Origin of the sequence: Citrobacter sp. Cpo148 (assembly GCF_030332375.1) — a bacterium.
GTDB classification, from domain to species: Bacteria; Pseudomonadota; Gammaproteobacteria; order Enterobacterales; family Enterobacteriaceae; genus Citrobacter; species Citrobacter portucalensis.
This window is the reverse complement of sequence record NZ_JAOWHY010000040.1, coordinates 159,127-185,506: the sequence shown is the minus strand read 5'-3', so window position 1 is coordinate 185,506 and position 26,380 is coordinate 159,127. Positions and strand designations below refer to the sequence as shown.

Genomic DNA, 26,380 nt, shown 5'->3' with positions numbered 1-26,380 from the left:
TTTTGATAACCCCTCTCAACTTCGTCAAGCCATCAATTGTCTGAATAGATTGCGAGTTATGACAACTTTCAGGATACATCATTCACTTTTTATTCACATCCAGCGCGAAACTCGCTCGGACTGGCACCGGTACATTTTTTGAAAACACGAGAGAAATAGAGCTGGTCGTCAAAACCAACATTGCGACCTACGGTGGCGATAGGCATACGTGTGGTACTCAGCAGTAGCTTCGCCTGGCTGATGCGCTGGTCCTCGCGCCAGCTTAATACGCTGATCCCCAACTGCTGACGGAACAGATGCGACAAACGGGAAGGTGACAGGCAGACGTGCTGCGCGACGCTGGCGATATCAAAATTGCTGTCCGCCAGGTGATCGCTGATGTACTGGCAGGCATCACGGACGCGGTTGTCCATGGGCGGGTGTAGCGATTCATTGATGGCTTCCATACGTCGGAGCAACAACTGCTCCAGTAAATTAATCGCCAGCAGTTCGGAATAACGACCTTCTCCCTGCCCGGCGTTAATTATCTGCCCAAACAGTTCGTTAAAATGCGGCTGATGCGCTTCATCCGGGCGGAAAAAGCCGGTCTGGCCAAAAATGGCCGGCCAGGTCAGCCACTCCTGCCAGTAGGCGCGCGGACGAAAGTAAACCCACTGGTGATACCACTCGCTGGCATCAGGGTGGCGCCCGTAGTGGTGAATTTCTCCAGGTGGAAACAACAGAATATCGCCAGGCCGGCAGACAAACTGCTTGCCCTGATTATTGATAACCCCTTCGCCACGGATGGTGAGATTGAGGATATAACCCTTCATACCCAGCGGCCTGTCGATAAAAAAATCCAGGTATCCGTTCGCCTCAATGGGGGTTAATCCGGCCACCAAATGCGCGTTAAACGAATAACCAGGCAACAGGGGATCGTTTTGCGTTTCAGCCATAATTTCAATACTCCCTACGTCCTGCCAAGAAACAATTTGTCCATATTACGCCAGACATCATCGCTGTCGCCCCTGCGGGCCGCTGTATTTGCGGTAATGGACCACCAACCCCGCTTGTGAAAAGCTCTTTGTAAAAAACATGTACTACGCCAACGTCAAAATCGGCTAACAAAAGTGTCTATAACTACGGCAGAAATGTCCACATTGATTATTTGCACAGCGTCACACTTTGTGATGCCACAGCATTTTAGTCCATAAGATTAGCGGATCCTGCCTGACGGTTTTTATCGCTACTCACTACTGTTTATCCATACCCGTATTTTTGGATGGAGTAAGACGATGGCGATTGCAATTGGCCTCGATTTTGGTAGTGATTCAGTACGCGCTTTGGCGGTGGAATGTGCCACCGGCGAAGAGATCGCCACCAGCGTTGAGTGGTACCCACGTTGGCAGGAAGGGCAGTATTGCGATGGCCCAAACAACCAGTTTCGCCATCATCCGCGCGACTACATTGAGTCCATGGAAGCGGCGCTGAAAACCGTCCTGGCCGAGCTGAGCGCGGAACAACGCGCGGAAGTGGTCGGGATTGGCGTTGACAGTACCGGCTCAACCCCGGCACCCATCGATGCAGACGGTAATGTACTGGCGCTGCGTCCGGAGTTCGCGGAAAACCCGAATGCGATGTTCGTCCTGTGGAAAGATCACACCTCAGTAGAAGAAGCCGAAGAAATCACCCGCCTGTGCCATACACAGGGCAAGATCGATTACTCCCGCTATATCGGCGGCATTTATTCCAGCGAATGGTTCTGGGCCAAAATTCTGCATGTAACTCGTCAGGACCACGCAGTTGCCGAAGCTGCGGTTTCGTGGATTGAGCTATGCGACTGGGTTCCAGCCCTGCTCTCCAACACCGTACGCCCACAGGATATTCGCCGCGGTCGCTGCAGCGCCGGGCATAAATCCCTGTGGCATGAAAGCTGGGGGGGTCTGCCGCCAGCCAGTTTCTTTGACGAACTCGACCCCATCCTCAACCGCCATCTGCAATACCCAATGTTTACCGATACCTTCACCGCGGATCTGCCGGTTGGCACCCTGTGCGCCGAGTGGGCACAGCGTCTGGGGCTACCGGAGAGTGTGGTGATTGCAGGCGGTGCTTTTGACTGCCATATGGGCGCGGTCGGCGCAGGTGCACAGCCTAACACGCTGGTGAAAGTCATCGGCACGTCAACCTGCGACATTCTGATTGCCGACAAGCAAAGCGTTGGCGAGCGTGCGGTGAAAGGCATTTGCGGCCAGGTTGATGGCAGCGTGGTACCTAATTTTATTGGTCTCGAAGCTGGTCAGTCTGCATTCGGCGATATCTATGCCTGGTTTAGCCGCGTGCTGAGCTGGCCGCTGGAACAGCTTGCCGTACAGCATCCGGAACTGCAGACCCAGATTAAAGCCAGTCAAAAACAGCTGCTACCTGCACTCACCGAAGCATGGGCGAAAAATCCATCACTGGAGCATCTGCCGGTCGTGCTCGACTGGTTCAACGGTCGCCGTACGCCCAATGCCAACCAGCGTTTGAAAGGGGTGATTACCGATCTGAACCTGGCAACCGACGCGCCGGCGCTGTTCGGTGGTCTGATTGCCGCCACGGCCTTTGGCGCGCGCGCCATTATGGAATGCTTCACCGAACAAGGCATTGCGGTTAACAACGTGATGGCGCTTGGCGGTATCGCGCGCAAGAACCCGGTCATCATGCAGGCCTGCTGTGACGTGCTGAACCGTCCGCTACAGATTGTCGCTTCAGACCAGTGCTGCGCACTCGGTGCGGCTATCTTCGCCGCCGTTGCCGCGAAAGTACACGCCGATATCCCTGCCGCTCAGCAGCAGATGGCAAGCGCCGTGGAAAACACGCTGCAACCTCGCCCAGAGCAGGCTCAACGTTTTGAACAGCTTTACCGCCGCTATCAGCAGTGGGCAGTAAGCGCTGAACAGCAATACCTTCCGACTGCCGCTCCGGCGCAACAAGCCCCGGTAGACCTGGCAACCCTGACACATTAAGGACACGACAATGACGATTTTTGATAACTATGAAGTGTGGTTTGTGATTGGTAGCCAGCATCTGTATGGCCCTGAAACCCTGCGTCAGGTAACCCAACATGCCGAGCACGTCGTTAACGCACTGAATACTGAAGCCAAACTGCCCTGCAAGCTGGTATTAAAACCGCTGGGCACTTCCCCTGACGAGATTACCGCTATCTGTCGTGACGCGAACTACGACGATCGCTGTGCAGGGATGGTGGTCTGGCTGCATACCTTCTCCCCGGCCAAAATGTGGATTAACGGTCTGACTATCCTCAACAAGCCGCTGATGCAGTTCCACACCCAGTTCAATGCCGCCCTGCCGTGGGACAGCATTGATATGGACTTTATGAACCTGAACCAGACTGCGCACGGCGGTCGTGAGTTCGGCTTCATCGGCGCGCGTATGCGTCAGCAGCATGCCGTGGTCACCGGTCACTGGCAGGATAAACAAGCGCACGAACGCATTGGCTCCTGGATGCGCCAGGCCGTGTCCAAACAGGATACCCGCCACCTGAAAGTCTGCCGTTTTGGCGACAACATGCGTGAAGTTGCGGTCACCGATGGCGATAAAGTCGCTGCGCAGATCAAGTTCGGCTTCTCGGTAAACACCTGGGCCGTGGGCGATCTGGTGCAGGTAGTGAACGCAATTAGCGACGGTGAAATCAACGCGCTAATCGATGAGTACGAAAGCACATACACCATGACGGCGGCGACGCAAGTCCACGGTGAAAAACGTCAGAATGTCCTGGAAGCGGCCCGTATTGAACTGGGGATGAAGCGCTTCCTGGAACAGGGCGGATTCCACGCCTTCACCACCACATTTGAAGATTTACACGGCCTGAAACAGCTCCCTGGTCTGGCCGTACAGCGTCTGATGCAGCAAGGCTACGGCTTTGCGGGCGAAGGCGACTGGAAAACCGCCGCTCTGCTTCGCATCATGAAGGTGATGTCAACCGGTCTGCAGGGCGGCACCTCATTTATGGAGGATTACACCTACCACTTCGAGAAAGGCAACGATCTGGTGCTCGGCTCGCACATGCTGGAAGTGTGCCCGTCCATCGCGGTGGAAGAGAAACCGATCCTCGACGTACAGCACCTCGGCATTGGTGGTAAAGACGATCCTGCCCGTCTGATCTTCAACACCAAAACCGGCCCGGCAGTGGTTGCCAGCCTGATCGATCTCGGCGATCGCTATCGCCTGCTGGTTAACTGCATCGACACGGTACAAACGCCGCACTCCCTGCCAAAACTGCCTGTCGCTAACGCACTGTGGAAAGCTCAACCGGATCTGCCAACCGCTTCTGAAGCCTGGATCCTGGCCGGTGGCGCACACCACACCGTGTTCAGCCACGCGCTGGATCTGAACGATATGCGCCAGTTCGCTGAAATGCATGATATCGAGATCGCAGTGATCGATAACGATACCCGCCTGCCGGCCTTTAAGGACGCGCTGCGCTGGAACGAAGTGTATTACGGTTTCAAACGTTAATTGGTGAAACGGATTGCCCGGTGGCATTTCATTTACCGGGCCTACAAATTACGTAGGCCGGATAAGCGAAGCGCCATCCGGCATTCAGGAGTTAACATGCTAGAAGATCTTAAACGTCAGGTACTGGAAGCGAATCTGGCGCTGCCAAAGCACAACCTGGTGACGCTGACCTGGGGAAACGTTAGCGCCGTCGATCGCGAGCGCGGCGTGTTTGTGATTAAACCTTCCGGTGTCGATTACAGCGTCATGACCGCAGACGATATGGTTGTTGTCAGTATCGCCACTGGGGAAGTCGTTGAAGGCACGAAAAAGCCCTCCTCCGATACTCCAACACACCGTTTGTTATATCAGGCATTCCCGACCATTGGCGGCATTGTTCACACCCATTCGCGCCATGCAACCATCTGGGCGCAGGCGGGTCAGTCGATTCCGGCAACGGGGACCACCCATGCGGACTATTTCTACGGTTCGATTCCCTGCACACGCAAAATGACCGACGAAGAAATCAACGGCGAATATGAATGGGAAACCGGTAACGTAATCGTTGAAACCTTTGAAAAACAGGGTATTGACGCCTCACAGATGCCTGGCGTGCTGGTGCACTCTCACGGTCCATTTGCCTGGGGAAAAAATGCCGAAGATGCGGTGCATAACGCCATCGTGCTGGAAGAAGTCGCCTATATGGGGATCTTCTGTCGCCAACTCGCGCCTCAATTACCGGATATGCAGCAAACCCTGCTAGATAAACACTACCTGCGCAAACACGGTGCTAAAGCGTATTACGGACAGTAACCTCTTTTGAGCATGACAACTGTATAAAATCACAGATAATCTATCAGAACCAGGCTATAATCATGCCTGGTTTTTTAATGGATACACAGCGTGGCGCAGTCAGGCTTTATTTTAACCCGGCACTGGCGGGACACCCCGCAGGGAACTGAGGTCTCATTCTGGCTGGCTACAGACGATGGGCCGCTGCAGGTCACGCTCGCGCCTCAGGAGTCGGTCGCGTTTATTCCCACCAGTCAGGTTCCTCGCGTAATGTCATTATTACGCACTGAAAACGGCTATCGCCTGAAATCGCTGCAATTGCAAGACTTCCACCGCCATCCTGTTTCCGGCCTGTATTGCCGCTCACATCGCCAGCTCATGCGGTTGGAAAAACTGCTGCGCGAAAACGCAGTCACCGTCTATGAGGGCGATGTACGCCCACCTGAGCGGTATCTGATGGAGCGCTTTATCACCTCTCCTGTTTGGGTCGAAGGCGACAGACATAATGACATGCTGGTGAATGCCCGCCTGAAGCCGAACCCTGACTATCGACCACCGCTAAAATGGGTATCGCTGGATATCGAAACCACGCGCCACGGCGAACTCTATTGCATCGGTCTTGAAGGCTGTGGGCAGCGTATTGTCTACATGCTCGGCCCGGCAAACGGCGACGCCTCTACGCTTGATTTTGAACTTGAGTACGTTGCAAGCCGCCCGCAGTTGCTGGAAAAACTCAATGACTGGATTGCCCGTCACGATCCTGATGTGATAATCGGCTGGAACGTCGTGCAATTCGATTTACGCGTCCTGCAAAAGCACGCCGAACGTTACCGCATTCCCCTGCGTTTTGGTCGTGATAGCAGCGAGCTTGAGTGGCGCGAGCATGGCTTCAAGAACGGCGTATTCTTCGCTCAGGCTAAGGGGCGCCTGATTATCGACGGTATTGAGGCGCTAAAATCAGCGTTCTGGAATTTCTCGTCATTCTCGTTGGAAACGGTGTCGCAAGAATTGCTGGGTGAAGGCAAGTCGATTGATAACCCGTGGGACCGAATGGACGAAATTGACCGTCGGTTTGCCCAGGATAAACCCGCGCTCGCCACCTACAATCTCAAAGACTGTGAGCTGGTCACGCGTATTTTTCATAAAACCGAGATCATGCCATTTCTGCTGGAGCGCTCGACGGTCAACGGTCTGCCGGTCGACCGTCACGGTGGTTCGGTTGCCGCCTTCGGCCACCTCTACCTTCCGCGCATGCACCGGGCGGGTTATGTGGCGCCGAATCTGGGTGAAGTCCCCGCGCACGCCAGTCCCGGCGGCTACGTGATGGACTCGCGCCCAGGCTTATACGACTCCGTACTGGTGCTGGATTACAAAAGCCTGTATCCCTCAATAATTCGTACTTTTTTAATCGACCCGGTGGGGCTTATCGAAGGGATGGCGCAGCCGGATCCGGAACACAGCACCGAAGGTTTCCTTGACGCCTGGTTTTCACGCGAAAAGCACTGCCTGCCTGAAATCGTTACTCAGATCTGGCACGGGCGCGAAGAAGCAAAACGCCGCGGCAATAAGCCACTCTCGCAGGCGTTGAAAATCATCATGAACGCATTTTACGGCGTGCTGGGCACCACCGCCTGTCGCTTTTTCGACCCGAGACTGGCCTCGTCCATTACCATGCGCGGCCATGCGATCATGCGCCAGACCAAAGCGTTAATTGAGGCTCAGGGTTACGATGTCATTTATGGCGATACCGATTCCACCTTTGTCTGGCTGAAAAAGGCGCACTCAGAAGACGATGCAGCCCGAATTGGTAGTGAACTTGTGAGCTATGTCAACACCTGGTGGGCGCAATCGCTGAAGCAACAAAATCTGACCAGCGCGCTGGAGCTGGAATTTGAAACCCATTTTTGTCGCTTTCTGATGCCGACCATTCGCGGTGCAGATACCGGCAGTAAAAAACGCTATGCGGGGATGATTCAGGACGGTGCAGAGCAACGTATGGTGTTTAAGGGACTGGAAACAGTACGAACCGACTGGACGCCGCTGGCCCAACAATTTCAGCAGGAGCTATACCTGCGAATTTTTCGTAACGAACCTTATCAGGAGTTTGTTCGCGAGACTATTGCCCGTCTGATGGCCGGTGAAATGGATGAACAACTGGTGTACCGCAAGCGCCTGCGCCGCCCGTTAAGCGAATACCAGCGAAATGTTCCACCACACGTTCGTGCCGCGCGACTCGCCGATGAGCAGAATGTAAAACTGGGGCGTCCACCGCAGTATCAGAATCGCGGAACCATAAAATATGTCTGGACGGTCAATGGCCCAGAACCTGTTGATTATCAGCTATCTGTGCTCGATTACGAGCATTATCTGACCCGCCAGATCCAACCCGTTGCTGAGGGAATTCTTCCCTTTATTGACGATAATTTTGCTACACTACTCACAGGACAACTGGGGTTATTTTGACGCGTGACGAAACCGCCGCCATCCAGTACCATAGCGCCCTTTCCATTCCTGGACCCATTTAACACCACTACCACTGATTTATTAGCCTGGTAGCGGGGTCGTATGCTCTCAATAACGGGGATTAGCCCGGAAAATGACGAGTATTGCCTGCAATTAAAGATATAGAGCCGAACATATATGCCTTTTACACTTGGTCAACGCTGGATCAGCGATACAGAAAGCGAATTGGGACTTGGTACTGTTGTCGCCATGGATGCGCGAACCGTCACTTTACTTTTCTCATCGACGGGCGAAAACCGTCTGTATGCGCGCAGTGATTCCCCCGTGACCCGCGTGATGTTCAATCCTGGCGATACGATAACAAGCCATGAAGGCTGGCAACTGCATGTCGATGAAGTAAAAGAAGAAAATGGCCTGCTTGCCTATATCGGAACCCGCCTGGATACCGAAGAAACCGGTGTCATGCTGCGTGAAGTACTGCTCGACAGCAAACTGGTATTCAGCAAACCACAAGATCGCCTGTTTGCTGGCCAGATTGACCGCATGGATCGCTTTGCTCTGCGCTATCGCGCCCGTAAATTTCAGAGCGAACAATACCGTATGCCGTGGAGTGGGTTGCGTGGTCAACGTACCAGCCTGATTCCTCACCAGCTGAACATTGCCCATGATGTTGGTCGTCGTCATGCGCCTCGCGTTTTACTGGCAGACGAAGTGGGTTTAGGTAAAACCATTGAAGCCGGGATGATCCTGCATCAGCAACTGCTTTCCGGCGCCGCAGAGCGCGTGCTGATCATCGTCCCGGAGACATTACAGCATCAGTGGCTGGTCGAAATGCTGCGCCGTTTCAACCTGCGTTTTGCACTGTTTGATGATGAGCGTTATGCAGAAGCGCAGCACGACGCCTACAACCCGTTTGAAACCGAACAACTGGTCATCTGCTCGCTGGACTTTGCCCGTCGCAATAAACAGCGTCTGGAGCACCTGTGTGACGCCGAGTGGGATCTGCTGATTGTCGATGAAGCCCATCACCTGGTGTGGAGCGAAGACGCGCCCAGCCGCGAATATATGGCCATTGAACAACTGGCAGAACGTGTGCCGGGCATCCTGCTGCTAACCGCTACACCGGAGCAGCTGGGCATGGAAAGTCACTTTGCACGCCTGCGCCTGCTGGACCCGAGCCGTTTCCACGATTTCGCCCAGTTTGTTGAAGAGCAAAAAAATTATCGTCCGGTCGCCGACGCCGTCGCCATGCTACTGGCAGGCAACAAGCTGAGTAACAATGAGCTGAACATGTTAGGCGACATGATTGGCGAGCAGGACATTGAGCCGCTATTGCAGGCGGCAAACAGCGACAGCGAAGACGCCCAGAGCGCGCGTCAGGAACTGGTTTCGATGCTGATGGACCGCCATGGCACCAGCCGTGTGCTGTTCCGTAACACCCGTAACGGTGTGAAAGGCTTCCCGAAACGCGAGCTGCATACCATCAAGCTGCCGCTGCCGACCCAATACCAGACGGCGATTAAAGTCTCCGGCATTATGGGCGCGCGTAAAAGTGCAGAAGACCGGGCGCGCGACATGCTCTACCCGGAACAGATTTATCAGGAATTCGAAGGCGACACCGGCACCTGGTGGAACTTTGACCCGCGCGTGGAATGGCTGATGGGCTACCTGACCAGCCACCGCTCGCAAAAAGTATTAGTTATCTGTGCAAAAGCCACCACCGCGCTTCAGCTGGAGCAGGTTCTGCGCGAACGCGAAGGTATCCGCGCTGCCGTATTCCATGAAGGGATGTCGATCATTGAGCGTGACCGCGCCGCAGCATGGTTTAGCGAAGAAGATAGCGGCGCCCAGGTAATGCTGTGCTCTGAAATCGGCTCCGAAGGGCGTAACTTCCAGTTCGCCAGCAATCTGGTGATGTTTGACCTGCCGTTCAACCCGGATCTGCTGGAACAGCGTATTGGCCGTCTGGACCGTATTGGTCAGGCGCATGATATTCAGATTCACGTTCCGTACCTGGAAAAAACCGCGCAATCTGTGCTGGTGCGCTGGTACCACGAAGGTCTGGATGCGTTCGAACACACCTGTCCGACCGGCCGTACTATCTATGACACGGTCTATAACAATCTGATCGGCTACCTGGCTGAACCAGAAAATACCGAGGGCTTTGACGATCTGATCAAAACCTGCCGCGAACAGCATGACGCGCTGAAAGCACAGCTAGAGCAAGGTCGCGATCGCCTGCTGGAGATCCACTCTAACGGCGGCGAAAAAGCACTGGCGCTGGCTGAGAGTATTGAAGAACAGGACGACGATACCAGCCTGATCGCCTTCGCCATGAACCTGTTTGATATCGTCGGTATTAATCAGGATGACCGTGGCGACAATTTAATCGTGCTGACGCCGTCCGATCATATGCTGGTGCCGGATTTTCCTGGGCTGCCGGAAGATGGCTGCACCATTACGTTCGAGCGCGATGTCGCCCTGTCGCGTGAAGATGCACAATTTATTACCTGGGAGCATCCGCTGATCCGCAATGGTCTGGATCTGATCCTCTCCGGCGACACCGGAAGCAGCACTATTTCGTTGTTGAAAAACAAAGCATTACCTGTTGGTACACTGCTGGTTGAGCTGGTCTATGTTGTTGAAGCGCAAGCGCCGAAACAACTGCAGCTAAACCGCTTCCTGCCACCAACGCCGGTACGCATGCTGCTGGATAAAAACGGCAATAACCTTGCTGCACAGGTTGAGTTCGAAACCTTTAACCGTCAGCTCAGCGCCGTTAACCGCCACACCGGCAGCAAACTGGTCAACGCCGTGCAGCAGGATGTTCATGCCATTCTGCAACTCGGTGAAGCGCAGGTGGAAAAATCAGCCCGCGCACTGATCGACGCGGCGCGTAAAGAAGCTGACGAGAAGCTGACGGCAGAACTTTCCCGTCTCGAAGCGCTGCGTGCCGTTAACCCGAACATCCGTGATGACGAACTTAGCGCAATTGAAAGCAACCGTCAGCAGGTGATGGAAAGCCTGGATCAGGCGGGCTGGCGTCTCGATGCCCTGCGCCTGATCGTCGTGACGCATCAGTAACGGAGCCATACATGGGGATGGAAAACTACAATCCGCCGCAGGAACCCTGGCTGGTCATCCTGTATCAGGATGAGCACATTATGGTGGTCAACAAGCCGAGCGGCTTGTTGTCTGTGCCAGGTCGTCTGGATGAGCACAAAGACAGCGTGATGACGCGTATTCAGCGCGATTATCCGCAGGCTGAATCCGTGCATCGTCTGGATATGGCAACCAGCGGCGTGATTGTAGTCGCGCTAACCAAAGCGGCAGAGCGCGAGCTAAAACGCCAGTTTCGCGAGCGCGAACCGAAAAAACAGTATGTCGCACGCGTCTGGGGGCATCCTGCTCCGGCCGAGGGTCTGGTTGATTTACCGCTGATTTGCGACTGGCCAAACAGGCCAAAGCAAAAAGTGTGTTATGAGACCGGGAAATCGGCGCAGACCGAGTATGAAGTTGTGGAGTTCGCGGCGGATAACACTGCCCGGGTAGTGCTCAAGCCCATTACCGGACGCTCACACCAGCTGCGTGTGCATATGCTGGCTTTAGGGCATCCTATCCTGGGCGACCGCTTCTATGCTCCGCCGGAAGCTCTGGCGTTAGCGCCGCGCCTGTTGCTGCATGCAGAGATGTTAACCATCACGCATCCCGAATACGGCAACAGTATGACGTTTAAAGTCCCGGCGGATTTTTAAATTCTGAGCCAATTTATGCCGGGGGCGCTTCGCTTGCCCGGCCTACATTCATTAACGTAGGCCGGATAAGGCGCTAGCCGCATCCGGCAATTCAATCACTTGAATCCTTTTTGATCCTTAATCAGCTCGTAAGCTTTTTGGATTTCCTGCGCTTTTTGCTTCGCCATTTCCATCATCTCTGGCGGCAGACCTTTCGCGACCAGTTTGTCCGGATGGTGCTCGCTCATCAGCTTACGGTAAGCCCGCTTGATGGTGGTCGCATCGTCGGTCGTTTTCACACCCAGCACATTACAGGCGTCTTCCAGCGTCGGGCCGCGTTGCGCCTGCTGCCAGCCACCGCCGCCAGACTGCTGCTGATATCCGCCGCCAAACTGTGCGCCGCCCTGCATCATGCGCAGGAACTGATCAAATTGGGTGCGTGAGATCCCCAACTCTTCAGCAATCACATACAGCACTTCACGTTCGTTAGGATGCAACGACCCATCGGCAAATGCCGCCTGGATCTGAATCTCCAGAAACATGCGGATCAGATCGAATCGACCAAAACAGACGCTGCGAAACTGACGCATCTTTTCACGTAATGGGTAATTATCCGATTTTCCTACCCGGAAGGCATGTTGTGCAGCCGTTCGCGAGTCACCGTGCAAATTCATCCGATCCATCAACTGGCTGGCGATATGTATATCGGCTTCCGTGACGCGACCTTTGGATTTGGTCAGATGTCCCATCACCTCAAAAGTGGTGGCAAAAAACAGCGCCTGGCGTTCACGTTGGTTGGCAAACCACGCCATTTTGCGCATGCGGGCTTTGTCGAACATGTGGCCAACTAACAGCCCCAGAACCACACCCCAGAAGCCGCCGCCCATCATTAAGGCCACGGCTACACCAATTATCTTTCCCCAATACTGCATAGACTCCCCAAATCTTTCCGCTCTCAGCCAGGCTATGTCCCACAATATAAGGTGCTTTTACCGATTTACGGCTGCGGTCAATTGTGGGACATCGCCTATAATTTGCATTATCATACCTGTCATTCAATGCCGTGCCTAACACCACAAACGCTATACCCGTTGGATTTCGAGTTGCAGCAAGGCGGCAACGTAGTGAGTCCCCTGGAGCTTACCCATGTAAGTGACTGGGTGAACGAGGAAGACAACGAAGATGCAGCTTGAAAGGTGGCGGGTATAAAATGGGCAGGATTAATACTAGCGAAGTGAAGATGAGATAAGTTAGGCTGTGACCGTTTGTCACGCGCGACGCTACTGATGATGGAACAATAAATACAACGTATGAAAAAACGTATTCCCACTCTTCTGGCCACCATGATTGCCAGCGCCCTCTATAGCCATCAGGGCCTGGCAGCCGATCTCGCCTCACAGTGTATGCTGGGCGTGCCGAGCTATGACCGTCCTCTGGTACAGGGCGAGACTAATGAGTTACCCGTCACCATCAATGCCGACAACGCAAAAGGGAATTACCCCGATGACGCGGTGTTTACCGGCAACGTGGATATCGCACAGGGTAACAGCCGCCTGCAGGCCGACGAAGTACAGCTTCATCAGAAGCAGGCTGAAGGCCAGCCGGAGCCAGTACGTACCGTCGATGCGTTGGGCAATGTCCATTATGACGACAATCAGGTTATTCTGAAGGGACCGAAGGGCTGGTCCAATCTGAATACCAAAGATACCAACATCTGGGAAGGTGATTACCAGATGGTTGGCCGTCAGGGGCGCGGGAAAGCCGACCTGATGAAACAGCGTGGGGAAAACCGTTATACCATTCTGGAAAACGGTAGCTTTACCTCCTGTCTGCCAGGTTCAGATACCTGGAGCGTCGTCGGTAGCGAAGTTATCCACGACCGTGAGGAACAGGTCGCGGAGATCTGGAACGCCCGTTTTAAACTGGGTCCGGTTCCGGTCTTTTATAGTCCTTATTTACAGTTACCCGTCGGCGATAAGCGCCGTTCCGGTTTCCTGATCCCGAACGCAAAATATTCCACCAATAACTATTTTGAGTTCTACCTCCCGTATTACTGGAACATTGCGCCCAATATGGACGCCACCATCACGCCACATTATATGCACCGTCGTGGCGGGATCATGTGGGAGAACGAATTCCGCTACCTCACCCAGGCGGGTGCGGGCTTGATGGAGTTCGATTATCTGAATTCCGATAAAGTGTACGAGGACGAACATCCGAAGGATGACAATTCACGTCGCTGGCTGTTCTACTGGCAGCACGCCGGTGTACTGGACCAGGTGTGGCGTTTCAACGTCGACTACACCAAGGTCAGCGACACCAGCTACTTTAACGATTTCGATAATAAATACGGTTCCAGTACCGACGGCTACGCCACGCAGAAATTCAGCGTCGGCTACGCGGTACAAAACTTTGACGCTACGGTATCGACCAAGCAGTTCCAGGTCTTCGACGCACAAAACAGTAATAGCTACTCTGCTCAGCCGCAGTTAGACGTCAACTACTACCAAAACGACGTTGGTCCGTTTGATACCCGTATTTATGGCCAGGCGGTCCATTTCGTCAATACCAATGACAACATGCCGGAAGCAACGCGTGTTCACCTGGAACCGACGATCAATCTGCCGTTGTCGAATAACTGGGGCAGTATCAATACCGAAGCGAAGCTGCTGGCGACACACTATCAGCAGACCAATCTGGATTGGTACAACAACAACCCGAGTAACGTTAACAAGCTCGACGAGTCAGCCAACCGCGTCATGCCGCAGTTTAAAGTTGACGGCAAAATGGTATTCGAGCGTGACATGCAAATGCTGGCACCGGGCTATACCCAGACGCTGGAGCCACGCGCGCAGTACCTGTACGTACCGTATCGCGACCAGAGTCATATCTATAACTATGACTCATCCTTGCTGCAATCTGACTACAGCGGCCTGTTCCGTGACCGTACTTATGGCGGTCTGGACCGTATTGCTTCTGCCAACCAGGTGACGACCGGGGTCACATCTCGCGTTTATGATGACGCTGCCGTTGAACGTTTTAATATTTCTGTGGGTCAAATCTACTATTTCACCGAGTCTCGCACCGGCGATGACAACATTAAATGGGAGAATGACGACAAAACGGGTTCGCTGGTATGGGCGGGCGACACCTACTGGCGTATCTCCGATCGCTGGGGTTTACGCAGTGGGATCCAGTACGACACGCGTCTGGATAGTATCGCCAACAGCAGCAGCAGTATCGAATACCGTCGCGATGAAAACCGGATGCTGCAGTTGAATTACCGTTACGCTAGCCCGGAATATATCCAGGCGACTCTACCGTCTTACTACTCTACGGCAGATCAGTATAAAAACGGGATTTCGCAGGTGGGCGCGGTGGCAAGCTTCCCAATTGCTGAGCGTTGGTCGATTGTTGGCGCTTACTACTTCGATACCAACGTGAACAAAGAAGCAGATTCAATGCTGGGCTTACAGTACAACTCCTGCTGTTACGCCATTCGCTTCGGCTACGAGCGTAAGCTGAACGGTTGGGATGACAAACAGCAACACGCGATTTATGACAACACGATCGGCTTTAATATCGAACTGCGCGGTCTGAGCTCCAACTACGGTCTCGGCACCAACCAAATGCTGCGTTCGAACATTTTGCCGTATCAAAGCTCTTTATGATCTGATTTATTGATACCCAATGGATTTCGAGCTGCATTGAGGCGGCAACTGAGAGAATCCCCAAGAGCTTACATAAGTAAGTGACTGGGGTGAGTGACAAATCTGTCAGGAACAGATTTGAACGTCGCACAGCGACGGCCCATAAGGGCGAGTCTCATGGATGAGACGAGTAACTCAGCAGCCAACAAAAATGCGGCTTGAAAGACGAAGGGTATACAACGTAATCCGCATTGCGGTTAATTAATAATGGAAAAAGTATGAAGAACTGGAAAACGCTGCTTCTCGGTATCGCCATGATCGCGAATACCAGTTTCGCTGCCCCACAGGTAGTCGATAAAGTTGCAGCCGTCGTCAATAACGGCGTCGTTCTGGAAAGCGACGTCGATGGCTTAATGCAGTCAGTAAAACTGAATGCAGGTCAGGCAGGTCAGCAATTACCGGATGACGCTACGCTGCGTCATCAGATCCTGGAACGTTTGATCATGGATCAAATCCTCCTGCAAATGGGTCAGAAGATGGGGGTGAAAATCTCTGACGAGCAGTTGGATCAGGCTATTGCCAACATCGCCAAGCAGAACAACATGACGCTGGATCAGATGCGCAGCCGCCTGGCACAGGATGGCTTAAGCTATTCAACCTATCGTAGCCAGATCCGCAAAGAGATGACCATCTCCGAAGTGCGTAACAACGAAGTTCGCCGTCGCATCACCATCCTGCCTCAGGAAGTAGATGCCCTGGCGCAACAGGTGGGCAACCAAAACGATGCCAGCACCGAGCTGAACCTGAGCCACATTCTGATCCCATTACCGGAAAACCCAACGTCTGACCAGGTTAACGCGGCTGAAAGCCAGGCGCGCTCTGTTGTTGATGAAGCGCGTAACGGTAGTGATTTCGGCAAACTGGCTATTACTTATTCCGCTGACCAGCAGGCGCTGAAAGGCGGTCAGATGGGTTGGGGACGTATTCAGGAGCTGCCGGGTATCTTTGCCCAGGCGTTAAGCACTGCGAAAAAAGGCGATATCATTGGCCCAATTCGTTCCGGTGTCGGCTTCCACATCCTGAAAGTCAACGATATGCGTGGCCAAAGCCAGAGCATCTCCGTGACTGAAGTTCATGCTCGCCACATTCTGCTTAAGCCGTCGCCGATCATGACCGATCAGCAGGCGCGTCTGAAGCTGGAACAAATCGCGGCAGATATTAAGAGCGGTAAAACGACCTTCGCGGCAGCCGCTAAAGAGTTTTCTCAGGATCCAGGCTCTGCCAACCAGGGCGGCGATCTGGGCTGGGCTGCAGCAGATATTTTCGACCCTGCTTTCCGCGATGCGCTGACCAAACTTAACAAAGGCCAGATGAGCGCCCCGGTGCACTCCTCTTTCGGTTGGCATCTGATCGAACTGCTGGATACGCGTAACGTTGATAAAACTGACGCAGCGCAGAAAGACAGAGCTTACCGTATGCTGATGAACCGTAAATTCTCGGAAGAAGCAGCAACCTGGATGCAGGAACAGCGCGCCAGCGCTTACGTTAAAGTTCTGAGCAACTAATGACTCGTGCTCAACGCGTTGTTATCACTCCCGGCGAACCCGCCGGGATTGGCCCGGACCTGGTGGTTCAGCTCGCCCAGCGCGATTGGCCTGTAGAACTTGTTGTCTGTGCGGATACAGCACTCCTCAATGACCGGGCAGCGATGCTCGGTTTACCGCTTTCACTCCTCCCCTACTCTCCAGATACCCCAGCCAAACCGCAATCAGCAGGCACATTGACGCTGTTACCGATTGCGCTGCGGGCACCTGTTGTCGCGGGTCAGTTGGCGGTAGAAAACGGGCAATATGTGGTGGATACGCTGGCTCGCGCCTGCGATGGCTGTCTGCAAGGTGAGTTTGCGGCGCTGATCACCGGCCCGGTTCACAAGGGCGTTATCAATGACGCTGGCGTCCCGTTTACCGGACATACCGAGTTTTTTGAAGAGCGCTCACAGGCAAAGAAAGTTGTTATGATGCTGGCGACCGAAGAGCTGCGCGTTGCCCTGGCAACCACGCATTTGCCGCTCAGAGCCGTTGCCGACGCCATTACGCCCGCCCTGCTTCAGGAAGTGATCGGCATTTTGCATCATGATTTACGCACCAAGTTCGGCATTGCCGATCCGCATATTCTGGTGTGCGGTCTTAACCCGCATGCTGGTGAAGGCGGTCATATGGGAACGGAAGAGATAGATACCATCATTCCGGTACTCGATGAACTGCGTGCGCAGGGAATGAAATTAAACGGTCCGCTGCCCGCAGATACGCTGTTTCAGCCCAAATATCTCGACCACGCGGATGCCGTGCTGGCAATGTACCACGATCAGGGTCTCCCCGTGCTAAAATACCAGGGATTTGGTCGCGGTGTGAATATCACGCTGGGCCTGCCCTTTATTCGCACATCCGTCGATCACGGCACCGCACTTGAACTCGCGGGCCGTGGACAAGCAGATGTCGGCAGTTTTATTACGGCGCTTAATCTCGCCATCAAAATGATTGTTAATACCAATGAATAATCGAGTCCATCAGGGCCATTTAGCCCGTAAACGTTTCGGGCAGAACTTCCTCAACGATCAGTTTGTGATCGAAAGTATTGTCTCTGCTATCAACCCGCAGAAAGGTCAGGCTATGGTCGAAATCGGCCCGGGCCTGGCGGCATTGACCGAACCAGTAGGCGAACGTCTGGACAAGCTCACGGTCATTGAACTCGACCGCGAACTGGCAGCACGCCTACAGACACACCCGTTTTTAGGGCCTAAGCTGACGATTTATCAGCAAGATGCCATGACCATGAACTTCGGCGAACTGGCACAAACGATGGGACAGCCGCTGCGCGTATTCGGCAACCTGCCGTACAACATCTCCACGCCGCTCATGTTCCATCTTTTTTCCTATACTGATGCCATTGCCGACATGCATTTCATGTTGCAAAAAGAGGTGGTGAATCGTCTGGTTGCAGGGCCAAACAGTAAAGCGTATGGTCGATTAAGCGTCATGGCGCAGTATTACTGCAATGTGATCCCGGTACTTGAAGTACCGCCTTCCGCATTTACGCCAGCGCCTAAAGTTGATTCAGCCGTTGTGCGTCTGGTGCCTCATACGACGATGCCGTACCCGGTTAAAGATGTTCGTGTGCTGAGCCGTATTACCACCGAAGCGTTTAATCAGCGCCGTAAAACGGTACGTAACAGTCTCGGCAACCTGTTTAGCGTTGAAGTACTGACAGAGCTGGGCATTGATCCGGCGATGCGAGCGGAAAATATCTCTGTCGCGCAATACTGCCGGATGGCTAACTATCTGTCAGAAAACGCGCCATCGAAGGAGAGTTAAACATGATCAATTCGCCCCGAGTGTGCATTCAGGTACAAAGCGTCTACATTGAGGCGCAATCCTCACCTGATGATGAACGTTACGTTTTTGCTTACACCGTAACTATCCGCAATTTGGGGCGAGCGCCTGTGCAGCTGTTGGGGCGTTATTGGTTGATCACTAATGGTCATGGCCGCGAAACCGAAGTTCAGGGTGAAGGCGTGGTTGGCGTCCAGCCCCACATCGAACCCGGCGAAGAGTACCAGTACACCAGCGGTGCGGTGATTGAAACACCGCTGGGCACCATGCAGGGTCATTACGAAATGATCGATGAACAAGGCATCGCCTTTACCATCGATATTCCCGTATTCCGACTCGCCGTTCCAACACTCATTCATTAAAACAATAACTATGGCGACATACCTTATTGGCGACGTTCACGGTTGTTACGATGAACTGGTAGCCTTGCTGCATCAGGTAGACTTTAATTCCGAAAAAGACACCCTATGGCTCACCGGCGATCTGGTCGCTCGTGGACCGGGCTCGCTGGACGTTTTGCGCTACGTGAAATCACTGGGCGACAGCGTGCGGTTAGTATTGGGTAATCACGATTTACACCTGCTGGCCGTATTTGCTGGTATCAGTCGTAATAAACCTAAAGACAGGGTCACATCGCTGCTCGAAGCACCGGATGCCGACGAATTACTTAACTGGCTCCGCCGTCAACCGCTGTTGCAGGTAGACGAAGAGAAGAAGCTGGTGATGGCGCATGCCGGTATCACCCCACAGTGGGACCTGCAGACAGCAAAAGACTGTGCTCGCGATGTTGAAGCCGTGCTGTCGAGCGACTCGTATCCCTTCTTCCTTGATGCGATGTACGGCGACATGCCCAATAACTGGACCCCGGAACTGACCGGGCTGGCGCGCCTGCGTTTTATTACCAACGCCTTTACCCGCATGCGTTACTGCTTCCCTAACGGTCAGTTGGATATGTACAGCAAAGAGTCACCAGAAGACGCACCTGCCCCGCTGAAGCCGTGGTTTGCCATTCCTGGACCTGTCAGTGAAGCGTACAGCATTGCATTCGGGCACTGGGCATCGCTGGAGGGTAAAGGCACGCCAGAAGGCATTTACGCGCTGGATACGGGGTGTTGCTGGGGAGGCGATCTCACCTGTCTGCGCTGGGAAGACAAACAGTACTTCGTGCAGCCGTCAAATCGCCATCTGAATCTGGATCCTGGCGAAGCGGTCAACGCCTGATAGTCGTTTGCCGGATGCGGTGCTCGCACCTTATCCGGCCTACATTAGCTGGATGATAAGGCGTTTCGCCGCCATCCGGCACTTACAGTATTAACGACGTTCCAGAATCTCGAAGCAGTAGCTGTGAGAGTTTTGCGCGTCGGCATCGTGGAATTCACTGAACACCGATTCCCAGTCATCCGGTTCGTAGTCCGGGAAATGCGTATCCCCTTCCACTTCCGCATCAATGTGCGTCAGATACAGTTTCTGCGCTTTTGGCAGGAACTGCTCATACACACGCCCACCGCCAATTACCATAATTTCAGGTTCATCGCCGCAGGCCGCAATTGCTTCATCCACAGACTTCACCCACTGCACGCGATCGTCGGTGCCAGGCTTACTGCTGATGACGATATTTTTACGCCCAGGTAACGGTCGCCCGATGGATTCCCAGGTATGGCGTCCCATGACAACCGGCTTGTTTAAGGTATTACGTTTAAACCAGGCGAGATCGGCAGGGAGGTTCCACGGCATGGCGTTCTCCATACCGATGACGCGATCTACCGCTAACGCCGCAATCAGACTGATCATTGAATATTTCCCGGATACAAAAAAATTGTCGCCACTATACGGAAAGCGCAATCTTTCGTCGACTGGCGGAAAGAGGATGAACAGGAAAATTTTCCGTTCTGCTGGCGAACCGACCTATTTAAGGTGGTACGCCAGCATTACAGTAGTTCAAAAACAGCCAATTAGCAGTAAAGTTTGCAGAACATCACATTTTTTACCCTATGCTGACGGTTTCACTTCCGGCTCATCGGCGACGTCGCCCGTATGCTTACCTTCATCCGTGCCTTGCCAGCCATGGCGTTGAATTAACGATAAGTGCTGACGATCTTCCGCAATAATTTCACTCAGCATTGCGCTGGTGCGTTTATAAACGGCCGCGCGGGAAGTCGCGTCATTTTCCCCTTTCACCATCTCCTCTACCATCATGGTATTGAATCGGCGGAATACGTCAGCCCGCTCACGTGCCTCATAGCGCCCTAGCCCGAGACCTTCCAGCGCCAGACGTCCGGTCTTCAGTGCACCTTCAAAGGTTTCACGTTCCGGCATATCCACGCCCGCCTGGCGCAGGCGGATGTAATGATCCACGTCGCGCGCGCGGGCAATAATTTGCAGATGCGGGAAATGCTCTTTCACCATTTCGGTTAACTGCAGGCTGGTTTGCGGATCGTCAATGGCATTAATAATAACTTCAGCTTTCGCCGCCCCGGCAGACTCCAGCAGATCCATCCGGGTCGCGTCGCCATAGAAAACCTTCATCCCGAATTTACGCAGCGTTTCGATATGATCCGGGTCATGATCAAGAACCACCATTTTGACCCCGCTCGACAACAGCAAACGACCGGTTATCTGGCCAAATCGCCCAAACCCGGCGATGATCACCCGCGGTTGCTCCTCATCGATTTCATCGGCTTCGCGCTCTTCCTCAGTCGCCGATTTTTCCAGACGCGTCAAAATCACCAGCAAAATCGGTGTAGCCGCCATCGACAACGCCACCGCCAGCGTCAGCGATTTCGCCCAGTCAGGATCGAGCACATTTGCCATTTGCGCCGCGCCAAACACCACAAAGGCAAACTCACTGCCCTGCCCTAATAATACGGCAAACCATCGACGCTGCTTGTTCGGCACCTGCAACGGTTTCGCTATCAACCACAGCATGACGGTTTTGATAACCAGGAAACCGACCAGTAGAATGATAATACGCAAGGGATTATCAATCAGCGTACCAAAGTCGATAGACATCCCTACACCGATGAAGAACAGCCCCAGCAGCAGTCCTTTAAATGGCTCAATGTCGCTTTCCAACGCGTGGCGATACTCAGAGCTTGCCAGCAGCACCCCGGCCAGGAATGCCCCCATCGCCATCGACAATCCAACCTCTTCCAACAGCAGACCGAAGCCAAACACGAGGAACAGCGCAACGGCACTGAACACTTCCCGTAGGCCCGAACGGGCGACAAAACGCAAGGCAGGACGTGTGACATAACGACCTAACAGCACCACCAGCACCAGTGCGCCCGCTACCTTAAGGGCAGACAATGCAAACGCCCCAAGCGTTGTTGATGCGCCACTCGCTGCCAGTAATGGGATCATCGCCACCAGTGGAATAGCAGCGATATCCTGGAACAGCAGCACGGCAAACGCGCTGCGGCCCATTTGCGAAACCATCAGGTTGCGTTCATTCATTGCCTGCATAGCGATAGCCGTAGAGGAAAGCGCCAGCGTCATGCCGATCAGCTCCGCTACCTGCCAGCGCAGGCCGAGGAACATACAGAACACACCAATCAGGCCTCCGCAGACCACCATTTGCAATGCGCCGCCGCCGAACACCGAGGCTCGCAGTTTCCACAAACGTTGCGGATCCAGCTCCAGACCAATGACAAACAGCATCAGCACCACACCGATCTCCGCAAAATGCAGGATGGATTCGGCGTCCGTCACCAGCCTCAGGCCCCATGGGCCGATAATGCACCCGGCGATGAGATACCCCAGTACCGACCCGAGTCCCAGCCGTACGGCGATGGGGACAATCAGTGCCGCCGATCCGAGATAAATCAGCGCCTGTATCAGCGTATGGCTATCCATGGTGTGCCTCCTGCCATTCCATCAGACGCTGTTTGTAGTGACGAGCCTGCGCTTGCAGGGTTTCATCATCACAGATAAACGTACAGTGCATCGCAAACGGCGGTAGCCATTTGAGGCCACAATAAAGTGCCGTCGCCTGTAAGGGTTGAGAAAGCACATCAAATCCGGGATGGGAGCCAATATCGAAGTGGTTTTCACCGCCGCCGGTCGTCACCGCCCACAGCAGATGTTTACCGTGCAGCGCAGTACCGCCATGGCCATACGCCCAGCCGTGCGAAAGGACTTTATCCATCCACAGTTTGAGTAATGGAGGTGTGCTGTACCACTGCATCGGATGCTGCCAGATGATCAAATCAGCGCGTGCCAGCGCATCCTGTTCAGCGGCAATATCGATATTGAAGTCGGGGTAGAGCTGGTAGAGCGAGCGGATCTCCACGCCCTCCAGCGTCCTTGCCTGTTCAAGCATCCGCTTATTCGCATGCGAATGCTGCGGATAGGGATGCGCATAAATGATGAGGATCATGATTAGCCTGTTTCACTGCATTATTGTAATAACAGTGAGTTTAGTCACTTAATCCACAGGCTAACAGTCAATATTATTGAGTGGCTGAATGGAGAAAACTGAACTAGTTATCCAGTTCACTCATATCTTTAACCTGATCGCGGTTAATCTGTTCCGTCTTACCCGTTTGCGCATTTTTATACGACACCAGGCCAGTATCATCATCGACTTGCGGTTTGCCGTCAGTGACGATTGTTTTGCCATCGGTGGTTTTAACCGCCTGGTTTGAGGAACAACCGGCCACGGTAAACAGTGCTGCTGCGGTAAAAATTGAGGTGATCAGGATATGTTTTTGCATGGTGTTCTCCCTGCTTTTCAGTTGTTTTCAGTGATATACCCAGTTAACTGTAGGCTAACTGACTGAGTTACAGGGAAAATACAGAACACTCCTAATAACTCGCCCTGGTCACGGGCTTACTGCGAATCGTCATTTGACTGGTTTGCGCCAGCGTCAGACCTCGCGTTTCCGGGGCGAAAGCGATGGACACAAGCAGGCCAATCAGCGAAATTCCTGCGCCCATCAGCATGACATTGCTGATCCCGTATTTGGTAATGAACACCGGCAGCGCCCAGGTTGAAACAATAGTGCCGATGCGGCTTAAGGACATGATCACCCCGACGGCAGACGCGCGAATGTCGGTAGGGAACAGTTCATTTGGGTACAGCCACTGAAGATTTCCCGGTCCCCCCGAGAAAAAGGCGTACACGGCAAACGCCAGCACCACCAGCCACGCTCCCATATCAGGAATTAACCCCAGCACGGCCAGCGCCAGCGTCATCATAATAAAGCTGCCAATTAACAATGGCCGACGGCCCGCGCTATTGAGCCAGAACATGGGCGGAATGCACCCCAGCATAAAGCACAGGCTTATCACCACATTGCCCAACGCCGCGCTTTTCCCGGCACCAAGCCCCAACAGTCCAACAATCTGCGGACCAAAGGTATAAATGGCGAACATCGGGATCACCTGACAGGTCCAGATAGCGGCGACAAACAGGACAAACGGGAAATGACGGCGGTTAAACAGCTGTAGGAAGCGCGTCTCCTGCGGCGCCTCTTCGTCGAACACCACCGGTTCGCCGAACAGCTTGATCATCATCGCTTCACACTCTTTCACCCGACCTTTACGCAGCAGCCAGCGCGGCGATTCAGGAAGATCGAAGCGCCCAATCAGGATCAAAATACAGGGGATCACCGCGCTGCCCAGCATCCAGCGCCATCCTCCCTCAACATCATACAGCCAGTAACCGACCAGATCGGCACAGGTGGCGCCGACATACCACATCGCGGCGATAAAACCGATGGAGAAAGCGCGCTGGCGGGTATTGGAGAACTCGGTAATCATCGAGGTAGCAATCGGATAATCGGCACCAATCACAATGCCGATCAGCACACGCATTACCAACAGCTCAATGGGTGAGGAAACAAACATGGTTGCCGCCGATATCACGCCAATGGCAATAATATCGATGATAAACATTTTGCGCCGCCCGACCTTATCGGAAATGTAGCCAAACAGCGACGTCCCCACAAACAGACCGGCGAGCGTGCCGGCCCCCAGCAGACCAATCCACTGAGCGTCCAGTTTCAACGCTGGCGTGAGTTGTTCCAGCGCCACGCCAATCATCACCAGCACATAACCATCCAGAAATGGCCCACCGCTTCCCCACAGCATTATCCGGCGGTGAATAGAGGTAAATTTGATGTCATCAAAGTTCCTGGGCTGCTGCATAGCGACTTCCTGTTTCAACACGGGCAAAGCGTCATCTGTAGGCCGGATAAGGTGTTTAGGCCGCCATCCGGCATTGGCGCCACATGATTGCCGGATGGCGACGCTACCACGTCTTATCCGACCTACGGGTGCACAACCTCGTACTTATTAGCCGTAGCGAAACTCCACGCCAAATGTCCCGCGCGGGTATTCCCATTTTTCCAACGCTGTATCAAGTCCGAGAATGCGGCACGTTCCGCACTCCAGGCATCCGGCGTAATCAAAACGGACGCTGCCGTCGTCCTGTTTTTTATACAGTCCGGCCGGACAGGCCTTAATCAGTACTTCCAGCGCCTGTTTATCAGGATCGGTTTTGAGAATGATGTGCGGGCTGTCTTCATCCACATTGAACTTATTGACGCCCAGTTTGACGTCCACATTGACGGGAGATGTCATAATACGGTCACTCCTTTCAGGCCATCTTTCATCAGGTTGATGAAGCCCACTTTCTTCGCATGACGCAGGATTTTTTTGCGCATTGGCACCGGAGCAGAGCCATCTACGGTGAACAGGTCGCGCGCGATGCTGACCGCCATTTCGGGATAGGCGGTAAACATGCGTGGGTTATCTAGGAAAGCGGGAAGCTTCTGATACATGCGCATATCGCGCATTGGACCATCATCGAGATGCTGACGGTATTCGCCCAGCGACTGTTTGCTGAAGTCGTCGCGCTTCATTGCGGAAAGCACCGTTTTCGCGGCCGCTTCGCCTGCGGATATGGCGAGATCCATACCGCGGATGGTAAAGCCGAGGTTCATACACATTCCGGCAGCATCACCGGCAATCAGCACACCGTCACCCACCAGTTCAGGCTGCATATTCATACCGGCCTCCGGTACGACGTGCGCGGCATATTCCACCAGCTTGCCACCGGCGATCAGTGGGGCAACCGCCGGATGCTGTTTGAAATCTTCCAGCATTTGTGGGACCGATTTTTTAGCATCTTTCAGATGATGAAGACCGCAGACCAGCCCCAGAGAAAGGGTCGTTTCATTAGTATAGAGGAAGCCCCCGCCCATCAACCCATCAGTTGGAGAACCGGCAAACAGGCAAGCTGCACCTTCGTTCCCCTGTAACTGGAAACGATCTTCAATCACCGATTTTGGCAATTCGATCAGCTCTTTTACGCCAACGGCAACATGCGATGCCTCAACGCGCTTTGCCATGCCCAGTTTTTCTGCCAACAAAGAATTCACCCCGTCAGCAAGGATCACCACTTTGGCTTCCAGAATATCGCCGTCGGCTTCCACGCCCACGACTTTGCCTTCGCGCTGCACAACGTTATCCACCCGAATACCGGTGATAAGCTGGGCTCCCGCCTCCTCGGCCTGCTCCATCAGCCAGGCGTCAAATTTGCTGCGTAAGACGGAATAAGAAACCTGCGACGATGCAGCCTCTTCACCATTGCAATAGTCGATGGTCATCGCCCCTTTGTCGGTCATAAAGGCGAGTTTTTCGTGGGTGATTATGCGTTCAATGGGGGCCTGCTCAGCAAAGCCGGGAATGATGCGTTCCAGGCTATGGGCATACATGCGCCCACCGGTGACATTCTTCGCGCCAGCAGAATTGCCGCGCTCGATGACCAGCACCTGTGCACCTTCCCGAGCCAGCACCAGCGCCGCAACCGAACCGGCCAGACCTGCACCCACGATGATGGCATCAAAGATATCTTCGGACATACGTACTCCTG

Annotated in this window: 21 protein-coding genes; 12 read left to right on the top strand and 9 right to left on the bottom strand. The window is 53.8% G+C overall.

Going from position 1 to position 26,380, the window contains the following annotated elements; all coding sequences use genetic code 11:
• Positions 1 to 89: 89 nt before the first annotated feature.
• Positions 90 to 935 carry an arabinose operon transcriptional regulator AraC gene (gene araC, locus OGY10_RS05115; protein WP_003829586.1) on the bottom strand — a complete coding sequence of 282 codons (846 nt, stop codon included), beginning with the start codon at positions 933 to 935 and terminating at the stop codon, positions 90 to 92.
• A gap of 339 nt (positions 936 to 1,274) precedes the next feature.
• On the opposite strand from araC, the gene araB reads away from it, so the two are divergent.
• The 6 genes from araB to rluA all read left to right on the top strand — a co-directional run bounded on the left by araB (position 1,275) and on the right by rluA (position 11,486).
• Positions 1,275 to 2,984: a ribulokinase gene (gene araB, locus OGY10_RS05110; protein WP_286576395.1), complete on the top strand. Its 1,710-nt coding sequence runs from the start codon at positions 1,275 to 1,277 to the stop codon at positions 2,982 to 2,984.
• A 10-nt stretch (positions 2,985 to 2,994) separates the two neighbouring features.
• Positions 2,995 to 4,497 carry an L-arabinose isomerase gene (gene araA, locus OGY10_RS05105; protein ID WP_003829590.1) on the top strand — a complete coding sequence of 501 codons (1,503 nt, stop codon included), beginning with the start codon at positions 2,995 to 2,997 and terminating at the stop codon, positions 4,495 to 4,497.
• 96 nt (positions 4,498 to 4,593) lie between these two features.
• The gene (gene araD / locus OGY10_RS05100; RefSeq protein ID WP_071446588.1) at positions 4,594 to 5,289 is read left to right on the top strand and encodes an L-ribulose-5-phosphate 4-epimerase; all 696 of its coding nucleotides are present in this window, start codon (positions 4,594 to 4,596) and stop codon (positions 5,287 to 5,289) included.
• A 90-nt stretch (positions 5,290 to 5,379) separates the two neighbouring features.
• Positions 5,380 to 7,731: a DNA polymerase II gene (gene polB, locus OGY10_RS05095; protein ID WP_286576393.1), complete on the top strand. Its 2,352-nt coding sequence runs from the start codon at positions 5,380 to 5,382 to the stop codon at positions 7,729 to 7,731.
• 177 nt (positions 7,732 to 7,908) lie between these two features.
• Positions 7,909 to 10,815 (top strand): RNA polymerase-associated protein RapA, encoded by a 2,907-nt coding sequence (gene rapA, locus OGY10_RS05090; protein WP_048236149.1) that lies wholly within the window; start codon positions 7,909 to 7,911, stop codon positions 10,813 to 10,815.
• A gap of 11 nt (positions 10,816 to 10,826) precedes the next feature.
• Entirely contained in the window at positions 10,827 to 11,486 is a 660-nt protein-coding gene (gene rluA, locus OGY10_RS05085; protein ID WP_003018849.1) for a bifunctional tRNA pseudouridine(32) synthase/23S rRNA pseudouridine(746) synthase RluA, read from the top strand.
• Between the two features lie 95 nt (positions 11,487 to 11,581).
• Here the strand turns inward: rluA and djlA are convergent, their stop codons facing one another.
• The gene (gene djlA, locus OGY10_RS05080; RefSeq protein ID WP_008786173.1) at positions 11,582 to 12,397 is read right to left on the bottom strand and encodes a co-chaperone DjlA; all 816 of its coding nucleotides are present in this window, start codon (positions 12,395 to 12,397) and stop codon (positions 11,582 to 11,584) included.
• A 378-nt stretch (positions 12,398 to 12,775) separates the two neighbouring features.
• Between djlA and lptD the strand changes: the two genes are divergently transcribed.
• The 6 genes from lptD to apaH all read left to right on the top strand — a co-directional run bounded on the left by lptD (position 12,776) and on the right by apaH (position 19,725).
• Positions 12,776 to 15,136 carry an LPS assembly protein LptD gene (gene lptD / locus OGY10_RS05075; protein ID WP_137377563.1) on the top strand — a complete coding sequence of 787 codons (2,361 nt, stop codon included), beginning with the start codon at positions 12,776 to 12,778 and terminating at the stop codon, positions 15,134 to 15,136.
• A 257-nt stretch (positions 15,137 to 15,393) separates the two neighbouring features.
• On the top strand, positions 15,394 to 16,680 hold the full coding sequence (surA, locus tag OGY10_RS05070; protein WP_032942346.1) for a peptidylprolyl isomerase SurA: 1,287 nt from the start codon (positions 15,394 to 15,396) through the stop codon (positions 16,678 to 16,680).
• Entirely contained in the window at positions 16,680 to 17,672 is a 993-nt protein-coding gene (pdxA, locus tag OGY10_RS05065; protein ID WP_191226424.1) for a 4-hydroxythreonine-4-phosphate dehydrogenase PdxA, read from the top strand. Before surA ends, pdxA begins: the two co-directional genes overlap by 1 nt.
• The gene (gene rsmA, locus OGY10_RS05060) at positions 17,665 to 18,486 is read left to right on the top strand and encodes a 16S rRNA (adenine(1518)-N(6)/adenine(1519)-N(6))-dimethyltransferase RsmA (protein WP_191226425.1); all 822 of its coding nucleotides are present in this window, start codon (positions 17,665 to 17,667) and stop codon (positions 18,484 to 18,486) included. Before pdxA ends, rsmA begins: the two co-directional genes overlap by 8 nt.
• A 2-nt stretch (positions 18,487 to 18,488) precedes the next feature.
• Complete coding sequence (apaG, locus tag OGY10_RS05055) at positions 18,489 to 18,866, top strand: Co2+/Mg2+ efflux facilitator ApaG/CorD (RefSeq protein ID WP_003018867.1); 378 nt, start codon at positions 18,489 to 18,491, stop codon at positions 18,864 to 18,866.
• A 10-nt stretch (positions 18,867 to 18,876) separates the two neighbouring features.
• Positions 18,877 to 19,725: a bis(5'-nucleosyl)-tetraphosphatase (symmetrical) ApaH gene (gene apaH, locus OGY10_RS05050; RefSeq protein ID WP_003829612.1), complete on the top strand. Its 849-nt coding sequence runs from the start codon at positions 18,877 to 18,879 to the stop codon at positions 19,723 to 19,725.
• Between the two features lie 90 nt (positions 19,726 to 19,815).
• Here the strand turns inward: apaH and folA are convergent, their stop codons facing one another.
• From folA to OGY10_RS05015, 7 genes are all read right to left on the bottom strand, one after another.
• Complete coding sequence (gene folA / locus OGY10_RS05045; protein ID WP_003018873.1) at positions 19,816 to 20,295, bottom strand: type 3 dihydrofolate reductase; 480 nt, start codon at positions 20,293 to 20,295, stop codon at positions 19,816 to 19,818.
• A 198-nt stretch (positions 20,296 to 20,493) separates the two neighbouring features.
• Positions 20,494 to 22,356 carry a glutathione-regulated potassium-efflux system protein KefC gene (kefC, locus tag OGY10_RS05040; protein ID WP_003829616.1) on the bottom strand — a complete coding sequence of 621 codons (1,863 nt, stop codon included), beginning with the start codon at positions 22,354 to 22,356 and terminating at the stop codon, positions 20,494 to 20,496.
• Entirely contained in the window at positions 22,349 to 22,879 is a 531-nt protein-coding gene (gene kefF, locus OGY10_RS05035; protein ID WP_003829618.1) for a glutathione-regulated potassium-efflux system oxidoreductase KefF, read from the bottom strand. The genes kefC and kefF overlap by 8 nt, the downstream gene beginning before the upstream one ends.
• Before the next feature lie 103 nt (positions 22,880 to 22,982).
• Positions 22,983 to 23,216 (bottom strand): YgdI/YgdR family lipoprotein, encoded by a 234-nt coding sequence (locus OGY10_RS05030; RefSeq protein WP_003018880.1) that lies wholly within the window; start codon positions 23,214 to 23,216, stop codon positions 22,983 to 22,985.
• Between the two features lie 91 nt (positions 23,217 to 23,307).
• Positions 23,308 to 24,651, bottom strand: a complete 1,344-nt coding sequence (locus OGY10_RS05025; protein WP_020996234.1) for an MFS transporter — start codon at positions 24,649 to 24,651, stop codon at positions 23,308 to 23,310.
• Positions 24,652 to 24,798: 147 nt separating this feature from the next.
• Positions 24,799 to 25,086 carry a ferredoxin-like protein FixX gene (gene fixX, locus OGY10_RS05020; RefSeq protein ID WP_000203736.1) on the bottom strand — a complete coding sequence of 96 codons (288 nt, stop codon included), beginning with the start codon at positions 25,084 to 25,086 and terminating at the stop codon, positions 24,799 to 24,801.
• Positions 25,083 to 26,369 carry an FAD-dependent oxidoreductase gene (locus OGY10_RS05015; protein WP_003018887.1) on the bottom strand — a complete coding sequence of 429 codons (1,287 nt, stop codon included), beginning with the start codon at positions 26,367 to 26,369 and terminating at the stop codon, positions 25,083 to 25,085. Before OGY10_RS05015 ends, fixX begins: the two co-directional genes overlap by 4 nt.
• Positions 26,370 to 26,380: the final 11 nt, after the last annotated feature.